The sequence below is a fragment of the Shimia gijangensis genome, assembly GCF_900142085.1.
GTDB lineage: Bacteria > Pseudomonadota > Alphaproteobacteria > Rhodobacterales > Rhodobacteraceae > Shimia > Shimia gijangensis.
Genome location: NZ_FQZQ01000045.1, coordinates 1 through 10,925, shown reverse-complemented (window position 1 = coordinate 10,925; position 10,925 = coordinate 1). Strand labels below are relative to the sequence as shown.

The following is a 10,925-nucleotide window of genomic DNA, read 5'->3' as shown; positions in this document are numbered from 1 at the left end:
CATTGGCCGAAGTCTGCGACATGTTCACACCGCAAGAATGCTGGAACTACTTTTGCGAGGCCGGGTATGCATCAGGTTAAAAGCGCGTAGCTTTAATGTGGTATAAAAGTTATAATTTCTTTTTTATTATTTATAAATCAAATCGTTGTGGATTAAATTTGGCGGACTTCGTCTCCGCCACTTGCCATTGTTTTTATTCGAAAAAATAATGGATCAGAGTGGCTACCCCCCATCTTACCCGCCAAGAATTTTGCGGCTGCTTTTAATGGATCGAGCGGTTTTGTCCCTTGTGATCTATCCGCCCGACAAAAGCTGACTTAGTCCACGACATTCACTTGCATTTCGCTTTCGTACTCAAGGGTGTGCAAAAATGCTTCAATCGCTTGGATGTCTTCATCGGTAAGAACAGCTCCTGATGTTGCACTGCTTCCCCAAAGCTTTAGTTTCTCGTAGAACTCTACTCGAGCATTGGCACTCATAGTTTTGGTATCTATGAGAGCGAGCGGGTCAATGTGGGCTCGTATCGCCTCTGAAAGCTGGAATGTTGACCCTGAGTGGGAGTACGGAGCAGTCTTGGTCACATTTAGCAATGGTGGGGTACGAAAGGTGTACTTATCATTCTCACTCAAAGTGACGTTAAAGCGACCGTAATCTACACCAAAACCGTTTTTCCCAAACCCGACCTGTGGAAAAGCAACTGGGTGGAACTCAAGGTCCGAAAAGTAGGGGCCATTGTGGCACTGTGAGCAACCACCTCGCCCATAAAACAACAAGCCCCCCTTTTGTTCCAAGTCAGTCAAGTGGGTGTTGCCAAACACGAATTCATGAAACCTTGTGGGTTTTACCCGAAAATTAAAACGTATAAATGCAGCAATCGCTTCTGCTATGTCACGAAAAACAATTTGATCTTTTTCTATTTCTTTGGCTTTTGCTAACGCCAAAGAAATCTCCTCATCCTTTTCAATTCGTTCTGCAATTAAAGTGTAGAGGCTGTCTGCGGATGAAAGACTTTCCGTTTGAAGTATCTTTGTTTCATCCAAGTCAATTACCATTTCGCCAACTTCGACCGGTGGCAGATGGACTGCCACAACTAAAGGATCGTGAGACGGCGTATGATCTCCGAATTGGCTTTTGACCTTCCCTGAGGAACTATCAACTTTGCCGTCCCAAAAAAATACGTTGAAACCAACCCCACCACGTCCCCAAAATGGCAAAGTGTTTCTTGGAACTATGTCTCCACCATTTACAACGCGTTGTGCTCCAACACCTGTCCCCTCTGTCCCAATAGCGATTGGCAGGCCATCAGCCGAGCCGAATTGGTCAAGATGGCATGATGCGCAGGCAATGTCCTCAGCAAGCGAAAGAAGTCGGCTTTCGAAAAGAGTTTTGCCGACTAAAACCAGTTCAAAATTTGTCGCTACATGAGTTTCATGAGCGGCGAGGAAACCTGCATCCAAAGCTGCATTTTTAAGCACAGTGCTTCTCATGTCCGAAGCTTGTGCAAAAGTCGGAAAGATTGAGAAAAAGGCGGTAAACGCGGTAAGAAAACTAGTAGCGAATTTCATGAATTTTTATTACGTCTCTTAGGTCCCGCCCCTGCTCTTCAATAGCAAGTAGGGACATTTCGCTTAGTTCGTTTTCGCTTAGACCCCAGCGAATTAGGCGCTTTCTCATGAGATCGTAGTCTTGACAGTCGAGAAGGCCAATCTCAGCAGCTTTCAAAGTTTCTACGTTTGTTTGAGAAGGAGTTCCTGCCAACCGTTGTTTAGCTACAAAGTGCACACGCATCGCGTTGTCACAGTAAAAGGTCAATTCGCCGAACTCCTCTTGGTGCAGTTTCATTAGGCCGAAGTTCCAAAGAGGGGTGGCTAAATGCGATAGCAACAGACCCAGAAGAGCACCGAGTAGAAAGCTAGTTGGCCGAAATACCGAACGCATCAAGCACCTCCGGGGTGATAGTGCCAGTGACCTTAAGGCCGTAGTCGGACTGAAATCTCGAAAGAGCGGTTTTGGAACCTGAGCCGATTATACCATCAATGGCTCCGTTGTAGTACCCATAAGACATTAGCGCGGTTTGAACTTGCATTGCGATCTGTTTAAAGGTTCCGGAGTTTCCCGGTAGGGTTCGTGTTGCGGCTGCCGGAGGGCTGGGCAGTATCGAAGAAGGGGGGGTACTGTTAGAGTTTCTGTTTGTTGTAGGAGGAGTGTAAAGGGGCGCAGGAGTGGGAGTTCGTGGAGCAGTGTAGCCACCGGTTGACCCCGACCTATGGCTGGAATGTGAGCCGTGACTGGAATGCGAGCGGTGCCCAGCCAGTGAAAACGTATGATTTTGACGGAAACGCTCGTACATTTTTGGCGCACTAGGCGCATCCTCGGCCAATGTGCCGGGATCGTAACTTGCAATTGCTTCCGTGCTGGAAAAACCAGCTGCGATCAAAGTTGGGATGGCAAATTTAGTTTTCATTGAGCCGCAATCCGTGAAAAACCGTTGTCCTCAGGGTACCATTCAAAAAAACCCCCGCAAGTAGAACGTAGTGCACATCCTCTGCATTCGTGGATGAATTTTTGTTTCCAATCAGAAATTGAAGCAAAACAGTTTGGTCGGTAGTCGTCAGGAACCGTGCAGAGGGGAAAGTTGAACAATGATGGGGGAATTCCTCGAGCCGTGGCCAAATCGATGGATTTGGCGATCGGATCAAATGCCACGGAATTATCATAAAACTCGCCCGCCCAATTCATTCTGCCATATCCGATGTTCTCGAGTTGCATGATAGCCCAATAATGTGCGAATGGTTGAAATGTGGTGATGTGGTCTGCAAGGCTCGCCAATCCCTGCACATTCGAGCGAAGAAGGACTGTTCTCAGTTCGATAAGCCCTCCCACGCTTCCGAGAAAAGCCAAGTTTTGGAGTAGGACTTCATGCGCTCCTGTTTTCGCTACGATGCGATCATGTATCTCAGCGTCCGCCGAATATATGGGTATTCCCCACAGAATGGATCTCAGATCAAGTAACGAAAGCGTTCTTTGATCGCCGGAAGTGAAATGCTGGCCATTCGTCAAAATGTGGAAGCGCACATCGGGGCGCAGTTTTTGGGATTTAATTAGGAAGTGAAAAAGCCTGTCTTTGTGCAGCATTGGCTCTCCACCAGAAATTCCAATTGTTGCGCCAATTGGAGCAAGCCGAACGGCATCCAGAAAGCAATCAAACAAGTCTTGATGATGCTTCTTGGGAGGTTGAGAGCACATCACGCATTTCTGGTCGCACTGCTCAGTTACTAGAAATGTGTTGTGTTTGGACTGGCTGCGTACCAACCGATGAACTGATTTCCGCCCAGGAACTGCTAAAATTACATCACCGTCAAAATCATGAACATTTTCGAGTTTCAAACGAATGGAAAAACCTTGGAGATCAAATTCGGAAAAATGATCCTCTTCCGAGATGAGAACTGCATCACAGTTGTCCAGTTCTTGAGGGTCTTTTGGGATGATTGTGCGCAGCCTAAAAACCATGGGTTGAGAAATGGGCGGAAATTCAGATGAGATTTGCATTTGTATCATGACAGGACCGGTGCCAGTCTTTGGTTGAACTCTGAAATATCAAGCCAGTTTGCCAGAGATTTTTGTACTGCGAGATTTTCAGAAAAAATCAACTCAAATGCTAGGTCAAAAAGGAACATGTGTCTCTGACAATGGTCAGTCTCGTGCCGGGGTAAGTCAATTCGACCGTACCTAGAAAGATCATCTACAACATCGGGACCGCAATAGGGTTTGTAAACGCAGTGTACGCAGTCGGGATCATCAAAATTTGACGCCTCGCTGTTAAGAGAATGAAGTGTTTCTGCGTCTAATCCATTTTCTAAGTCTCCAACTGATAAGTCTATTTGACCAACACGGGAAATCATTCTGGCCTCGTCAGTCGGATACAGCTTCCCATCATGGTCAATGACGACATAATCCTTTCCTAGCCAATTGGGATTGCGTAGATCGACGTGGTTGTGGTGTCCTGAGCGAACAATGCGCCTAAGGATGTGGCTGAGGTAAAACTCCTCTACCGGCTTATCTGCCGTCATGTTGTAAGTGATTAACTCCTCAATGAATTGACGATAGAATGCTTCCCAATGCCGGTCGGCTCCTTCGAAGGAATATTTTTTTCTGGCAAAACCTTGGAAATTCACTTTGCGCAAAAAAATCGTCCGAAAACCTTTAGAGGCGTAGTTTGAAATCAGTTCGCTTGGCTCAGGAGGGTCAAGCGGATCGATGGTGGGCAATGCTGATACTTTCTCGGAGCCAAAGCGAGCCAATGCAAGACCCAAATTCTCTTCAAAGCTTTCTTGTTGGGTGTCAGAAATTGTTCTCCTTTTTTGGTGATGATGATTGGTGCCATCAAATGACGTGCTTATTTGAGTATCATCGGCGCTTAAAAATTCCCAAGCTTCATCAGAAACTTCTTGCAAGTTTGTGCAGACAACAAATTCGGCTTGTTTGAAGCGCTGTCTGCAAAACGATCTTATTGTTTTGAGGATATCCAACCTCAAAAGAGGTTCTCCGCCTTGAAATTCAATCTTTACTTCGGTTGGCGACAGATTTGACAGAAACGAGATTACTTGCCTGAGAGTGGCTTCACTCCAGTCAAATCCTCTGGCCTTTTTCGCTACTCTAGAAACTTGGCAATAATCACATTTGAGGTCGCATCGTAGCGTGGGTACTAAAATTACGTACTTTAGATCCCCAACAGGGCTAACCCTGTTTATCCACCTAGAAGCAAACCCAACAAACTGAAAATCGTCAAAGTTAAGAAATGCGTGCCCATTTTGCTGTAAAAAAATCGTATCATCGACTGATAAGTTTTCTGTGGCATATCGCTCGAGGAATTTGGTTGATGCTTTGAAAAACTTCCCAGTGTCATCTGTGAAAACCATGTGAGAACTATCGATGGAACGAAATTGCAACGGCCAAATCTTCATTTGCCAAACACCGACGAATACAGAGCCGCCCTGTTCTGTGCACCTTCCGCTCGTATTTTTGATCGATAGAGAGCGTACCTGATTTCCTTTTTTAACGCTAGTTCGTCGAACGGGTTGCTAGACCGTACCCGAATGCCACTTCCGCTCGAAACAAGATCGAGTTCAGGAAAAATGTAGCCTAAGCGTGCCAAGGCATCTTTCACGTATGGCTTAAGAATGTCTTCATAAGAAATCGTAATTTCGTGCACGTTTTTCGTTTCCTTTTGCAGTAGACGTAATAATTCCGCGCTTCTTGCTTCATTCCAGTTGCTCTTAGCATCTGAACAAGAAAAGGTTGCCGTGACCAGTAGTCTTCTTAGTTTTGGCGACAAAACAAAGAGAACTCGCTAGCTCCTGCAACGAGCATAATTGAAATGGAACAGCGCGTGAGAAGAATGACGACAAGAGCGGTGGTTGTTCTCGCGGTAGCCACTACTCCAGCCTTGGCAGGGCAAGTTCAAATTCGAGACGCTGACACTATCGTCGTCGACGGAACCCCGGTTCGATTGCAGGGTGTAGATGCCCCGGAACTTGGAACCCGCTCTGGACAGGAAGCAAAGCGCTGGATGGTGAACTTTTTAAGAGGGAAAAGTGTTCACTGTGACCTAACTGGTGAGAAAACCTACGATAGATATGTTGGTGTTTGCTATGCGGATGGAAAGGATCTTGGAGCCGCAGTTATTGCAGCTGGCTATGCTCTCGATTGCCGTCGGTACAGTGGGGGACGTTATCGAAAACTTGAAACGCCTGCAGCAAGGTCGAGGCTTAAGCGAGCCAAATATTGTTGATTGAAGTGTGGGTGAGCCTGCTTCCCCTTATCCGAACTTTTGGGGCGGCACAAAAGCGGGGCAGGTCCATTCGGCCTTTTTGCTTTCAAAGCTCACATAGAGCCGTGTTTCCAAAAAAACGCAGCCCCGGTTGCACTGCCCTACCAATGGACCTTGGCTGACAGCCCGCCCGTAAGCAGCAAGAGAGGCCAAAGCATAACTGTGATACCCTTCAACAGCAAACCCACGATAACTTTTTGATTAAGTATTGCGAGAGTGTCGGATGCCCACGTTTCTCCGTCCAGTAGGCGCATTTTCTGCGATGATTTCTTCAAATTCCCCGCCCAACCAAGCTGTTACTGAATGCGCGGTTGACTTTCGCACTTTCGAAGCCTTTTTACGGGCGCGCTGAGCGCGTTTGTTCGGCTCTGCGAAGGCTCTTTTATCAGCCAATTCTTGTATCGGTGGGAAAGCTTCTTCATCCCTATGCGCTATCTAATAACATTACAGAGCACAACGATATTTCACACTGAAACTGTTCCTAGCCCGGCATTGTTTTTAGAACTTGGTCTACTCAGTGTCCAAGTAGGTCACCAATTGCCAGATTTCATGACATCGTATGCCAGCAGAACCTCGCGAATGGCCTTTTTGTCTCCTGCCGACAAAGTAACATCCTTGCGGTACTGATCACCTTCGAACCGCAGAACTGCTTCTCTAGCATTTGCCAGTGACCGTAAGACCTCAAGCTGATAGCCAGAAGGTGTTTGGTCGCGCCATTCCCAAATGTCAGAGTTATGATCACGGTCGAATGCCCCAGAAACCAGCGGTTCCTTAATGCCGTCATGCCAAGCAATTACGTTGTTTACAAACAGCCAGTTGGAAGCGGTGTAAATTGTCTTCATCCGCAGCCATGGTTGGCCTGCGGACCTTTTGCCGATGTAAAGGTAGACCGTTGATCGGCTGTTGAGATACTTGGGGGAATTCGGATGTGAATAGAAGGTGACTCCTTCTACTTTGTCTTCCTTTTTTCTTAACCTTCGAACAGCCGCATTTCTTGTATCAAGCTTTCGTTTCTCATAAAACGCAACCTTCTCAGAGTAAGTTGAGTTTTCCGGACGCAATGCGGTAAGCAGCTTGTAACCCTTGATATTTCCCTCAAAATCAGACGTGGGAAGTGGGCGAACATAGTTCAAAACTTTGGCTTCAATCTCCGAAGACAATTGGTCTAAGTCCGCGTTCAATTCGCGCAATGCCGCTAGATTTATCGCAACTGCTCCCCATTTCCCGTTATCAAAGGAGCGGAGAAGGATGTCGGTTCTGTTTTCAATGTTGAAAAGCCTATCCGCTTCCTGCTCGGCGGCGACTTCTTCCTCAGTTTTGGGAGCAGGTTCTGGTTTTGCAGGAGGGGTCTTGGTTTGTTCATGAGAATTCTGCGCTGCGGCAACTCGGGTTTCTTGTGCAGCATTTTTTTCGTTTTGCCCGTTGGGGTCACCGAAGGCGGCCACTAGCACAATACCAAGGAACGCAACGCCAAAAGCCTTAGCAGCTCTCTTTCGTGTTCTGAACGGCCTGAACGGATAAACAACTCCGGCAAGGGCGACTGGCAGCGAAAGAAGGAAAAATGCAAATAGTGCAAGGATCATTTTCTTGGGTCCATTAGGTATGAATTCGGTACAAAAGAACTTCTCAGACAATCAACTAGAGGATTGGGTCTTTTGTTTGACATACAACGGGCGGTTGGGTGGCAGAACCAACCAGTTTCGCTATGCATTGAGCGTTGGCTTCAGTCTTTTTGATGTCAAAGAATTCATAGCGCTTCGTCTCCAGCTTGGCGCGGTCCTGATTGTGGTATCTTACAAACGGGCCATAGCTGACATCCAGCCTGCAAGCAGCAATAAAGGCCAAAGCATGATTGTGATACCCTTTACCAATAATCTCACGACAGTTCTTTGATGAAGGCTGGCAAGGGTATCGGACGCCCATTCCTCTCCTGATAACAGGCATTCAATCAGCGAGCTCAGGAAGACGGCCTTCCAAAGCCATGCTCCGGTGAGTGTGTAAGCAAGCGCTGCAAAAATTACCCAAAACGTCATATCAAACCTCGTGGTCGTTGGTTGCGGAGGAAATCCGGGGAGAAATTGCAGCCAGTTGCAATTTCTTGTTCGTCGGGCTGCAACCAGAATGGGGCGGCGTTGCAACCCGTTGCAATTTTTTCGCGCAGGGCGAAGCGGTCAAATCGGTATGACCATTGCAACGGGTTGCACCTCCCTCTGACAACTGGCGAATGCGGATTTCGATGGTTCGCCACGGGATTTCCCGGCGGATGGCGGCAGTCTGGCGAGCATGGTGGGGCAGGACGCCCGTAGCAGCCGCGTAGGCCTGTCTCAGGGCGAGTTTGGGCGCTCCAAGGGCTTCCCCCAGCCAGAACACCATTGGGGGGCACTGAAGCTGGTTGTAGATGAACTGGCAGCTATGCCCGGAGTTGGGCCTACGGCCATAGACGCCGGGAGTGTCATATTCTTTCAGCCAGCGCATCCAGTGCTCTTTCTGGCTGGAATACCAAGCGGTTCCAAAACCGACGCCAATGCCTAAAGCATGTTCCAGCTTTGTGGTCATCGGAGGCGTTTCGTTAAGGGTTTCAATCGCGGCCAAAAGTGTATCTCTCTTCATGTAAAACCATACCAAAGTGGTGGTTGAGATAAACGCTAAACTACTGGTTTTTTTAATTATTTTGCAAAGCCGTAACGTTTCGAAAGCGCGAGAAAACTCTTCAAGAACTGAGGATCTGCGGTGTTCAGGGTGTCGAACAGATGCCAGTGGGCAATTTCCAATGCCGGGTCGTGGCTGGCTTTGGGTATCCAAGCAGAGTGGTGAAAGAAATCGGCCATCTCTGATTTTTTGTCTCTGACACAGGAGAACCCGCTGGCATAGTCGAGAAGCATCGACCATAGCCTGTAACAGTAGCGGTAAGTCGGTGTGCAATCGCGGTTTTTCCAGAAGTCATCATCCAATGCGGTAAGGCGCTTGATCAGCTTCTGACGGGCCTTGTGCCCGATGCCGATATCACCGCCGCCGATAGGATGGTTGTACCCTAGGAAGTCCATTCCATCGAATGGATCACTGGGTGTTGGAGTGTGCAACGTCAGGGGGCCAAAGGAGCACTGACCCAAGCTGTCAGACAAGGTGATCCTTCTCAAGTGGTTGTCTTCCTCATTGCGGCTGGCAATCAGAAGATTGTCAAAGCACACAATAACCTGAACGTCGTTATGGCAGGGCAAGCCGTGCAAAATGTCGTTCAAATACCACGCCAGAATAGCGCTGGAAGCCGGAGAGCCTTGCATAAGTCCCCGAGGCCCGCTGGTGTTGCAAACAATATCCTCGGTACTAGAACCAATAATAGTACGGTGGTCCTGCACCGTGCAAAATTCCGGCGTAGCCGCATTGGGCGTTTCCGGCGAAGCCCCTTTCATGGCTTCAGAGTTGGAGGGAAGTGCTTGGAACGAAAAATGGTCTAGGCGTGTGTCCAAGGCATTGGATTTCACCTTTTCCGGAAGAGGGAGGCCCGCAAGGGCGTCCAAGTCGAAGCTGGCGAAGCAGTCCGTGATGTCCGTTTGCCACAGGCAGGTGAACCCAGCTTGTTGAAGAGATTGAATATACTGAGCAGCTTTGTCTCGACCATGATCTTTGACACCAAACAAATTGTGGTGCCGAACAAGTTGAGCATCCAACGCAGATTTGATCATCCGGTGTTTGGCCTTGAGTTCCGGCGGCAGGATACAGATCGTCCGCGTGCCGCCGTCACCTTTGGTATGCGGGCGGGTACTGACGAGGTGTTCTTGTGGCCCATACAGGTTCAGGTTTGCGGCCAGAGTGTATGCGGTGTCACGGCCTACATTGCCGGAGAGGGCTTTGACGATGGCTGCAAGTTTGACCTTGGGGTCACGGAAGAAGTCGCGCTGATACGCTTGACGTCGCTTGTCCGCTTCTCTGTCTGCCTTCAGTTTGTCAGCGCGGCTTTTATACCTGCGGCCAAGCTCTTGCTTCTCGGCTTCCCATACAGGCTTCCGGGCGTATTTTGGGATGTTCTGATCGCTCTGGCTCATCGTCTCTCTCTCGGCAACATTTGGCTGGCTTTGCGGGAATTCACCCCCACAAAAGGAAGGAGATAGCCCATCAGATTTGTTTTCTTTCGGCTTGGCACCCCCCTGTGATTTACAGTCAAAACCAGTACGCAGAGACTTTTCGGGGGCCAAGAATTGCAACGGGTTGCAATTTTCGCGGGGCAAACCAAATGTCACCAAAGCCTCTGCACACACACCGGGGTTACTTGCGGTAGGGGAAGTTCTCCGGGAAAGCCAAAACCTGTTCCGGCACCGGCATTTTGGATTTTTCCTGCCACACCCGGGTGAGAGAATGACGCTTCAAGTGGTGCCCGATGGCTTTCCAAGTGATGCCGGACTTAGTGGTCGCGCCGAATGCCTGCTTTTGGATAATCCACTGATCTTCATCTTTGCTGACAATCACGCGGTAGCGGCCTACACGGATTACTTCGCGGACATAGTCGTCGCCTGTTTCGCGGCTGAATTGGCCGGGAAATTCGGATGGTGGCTGATCATCCTGCTGCAACGGGCTGCAATTTTCGGGTTGCAACTGGGCCGATTGCAGCGGGCTGCAATTTTCCTCGGATGGCGTCTCTGATTGCAGCGGGTTGCAACAATCGACCTGCGGAGGGTCGTATTTCTTGGGGGCAAAATCGTACATTTTTTCACTCTCGGTTTGTGCCCGGTGCAGGAAAATGGTACTGTTCAAGCGCTAACTTTGATACAGCCCGTTCCCGGTTCCTGCTGGGGCGGGCTTCTTAGTTGGTGACGCGCTTTTGCGCTTCCCAAGCGTCGATCTCGGACTTCTTCCAGCGCGTGCAACGTGAGGAAAGCTTAATCGGGTTCGGGAAGGTTGGGTCTGATTTTGACCAGCACCAAATAGTTTTGCGGGCGACGCCAAAGCGTTCGGCGACTGTCGCACAGTTGAGGAGTGTTTCTGGCATGTTGCCTCCGTTGCACTGTCCGTCGGCAGAGTTTTTGGGCCCAAGAGCGGCCTAAACTAAGAGAGTGTTTGGCTCATCTTGTTGATGGTATTATGCGGCGTGTTTGCGATG

General features: G+C 48.9%; 12 protein-coding genes. 1 reads left to right on the top strand and 11 read right to left on the bottom strand.

Translation table 11 applies throughout. From position 1 onward, the window contains the following. Nucleotides 1-317 precede the first annotated feature (317 nt). The 5 genes from BUC32_RS19565 to hxsB are packed head-to-tail and all read right to left on the bottom strand — an operon-like array spanning nt 318 to nt 4,964. The gene (locus BUC32_RS19565; protein WP_245815231.1) at nt 318-1,565 is read right to left on the bottom strand and encodes a His-Xaa-Ser system-associated MauG-like protein; all 1,248 of its coding nucleotides are present in this window, start codon (nt 1,563-1,565) and stop codon (nt 318-320) included. Beyond that, the gene (locus BUC32_RS19560) at nt 1,549-1,938 is read right to left on the bottom strand and encodes a TIGR03982 family His-Xaa-Ser system protein (protein ID WP_139280811.1); all 390 of its coding nucleotides are present in this window, start codon (nt 1,936-1,938) and stop codon (nt 1,549-1,551) included. Before BUC32_RS19560 ends, BUC32_RS19565 begins: the two co-directional genes overlap by 17 nt. After that, the gene (gene hxsA / locus BUC32_RS19555) at nt 1,913-2,464 is read right to left on the bottom strand and encodes a His-Xaa-Ser repeat protein HxsA (protein ID WP_073257207.1); all 552 of its coding nucleotides are present in this window, start codon (nt 2,462-2,464) and stop codon (nt 1,913-1,915) included. Before hxsA ends, BUC32_RS19560 begins: the two co-directional genes overlap by 26 nt. After that, complete coding sequence (gene hxsC, locus BUC32_RS19550; RefSeq protein WP_073257204.1) at nt 2,461-3,558, bottom strand: His-Xaa-Ser system radical SAM maturase HxsC; 1,098 nt, start codon at nt 3,556-3,558, stop codon at nt 2,461-2,463. The genes hxsA and hxsC overlap by 4 nt, the downstream gene beginning before the upstream one ends. Further along, nucleotides 3,555-4,964: a His-Xaa-Ser system radical SAM maturase HxsB gene (gene hxsB / locus BUC32_RS19545; protein WP_073257200.1), complete on the bottom strand. Its 1,410-nt coding sequence runs from the start codon at nt 4,962-4,964 to the stop codon at nt 3,555-3,557. Before hxsB ends, hxsC begins: the two co-directional genes overlap by 4 nt. A 413-nt stretch (nt 4,965-5,377) precedes the next feature. Between hxsB and BUC32_RS19540 the strand changes: the two genes are divergently transcribed. Beyond that, a complete protein-coding gene (locus BUC32_RS19540) occupies nt 5,378-5,791 on the top strand; it encodes a thermonuclease family protein (protein WP_322788028.1) in 414 nt (137 codons plus the stop codon). 569 nt (nt 5,792-6,360) lie between these two features. On the opposite strand, the gene BUC32_RS19535 is transcribed toward BUC32_RS19540, so the two are convergent. From BUC32_RS19535 to BUC32_RS19510, 6 genes are all read right to left on the bottom strand, one after another. Beyond that, entirely contained in the window at nt 6,361-7,413 is a 1,053-nt protein-coding gene (locus BUC32_RS19535) for a hypothetical protein (protein ID WP_073257197.1), read from the bottom strand. 210 nt (nt 7,414-7,623) lie between these two features. After that, nucleotides 7,624-7,863: a hypothetical protein gene (locus tag BUC32_RS20535; RefSeq protein WP_139280810.1), complete on the bottom strand. Its 240-nt coding sequence runs from the start codon at nt 7,861-7,863 to the stop codon at nt 7,624-7,626. Nucleotide 7,864: 1 nt separating this feature from the next. Next, the gene (locus BUC32_RS19525) at nt 7,865-8,422 is read right to left on the bottom strand and encodes a hypothetical protein (protein ID WP_139280809.1); all 558 of its coding nucleotides are present in this window, start codon (nt 8,420-8,422) and stop codon (nt 7,865-7,867) included. A gap of 74 nt (nt 8,423-8,496) precedes the next feature. Further along, a complete protein-coding gene (locus tag BUC32_RS19520) occupies nt 8,497-9,873 on the bottom strand; it encodes an RNA-dependent RNA polymerase family protein (protein ID WP_139280808.1) in 1,377 nt (458 codons plus the stop codon). 220 nt (nt 9,874-10,093) lie between these two features. Continuing rightward, on the bottom strand, nt 10,094-10,531 hold the full coding sequence (locus BUC32_RS19515) for a hypothetical protein (protein ID WP_073257187.1): 438 nt from the start codon (nt 10,529-10,531) through the stop codon (nt 10,094-10,096). Nucleotides 10,532-10,628: 97 nt separating this feature from the next. Then, nucleotides 10,629-10,814, bottom strand: a complete 186-nt coding sequence (locus BUC32_RS19510) for a helix-turn-helix transcriptional regulator (protein WP_073257184.1) — start codon at nt 10,812-10,814, stop codon at nt 10,629-10,631. Between the last annotated feature and the right edge of the window lie 111 nt (nt 10,815-10,925).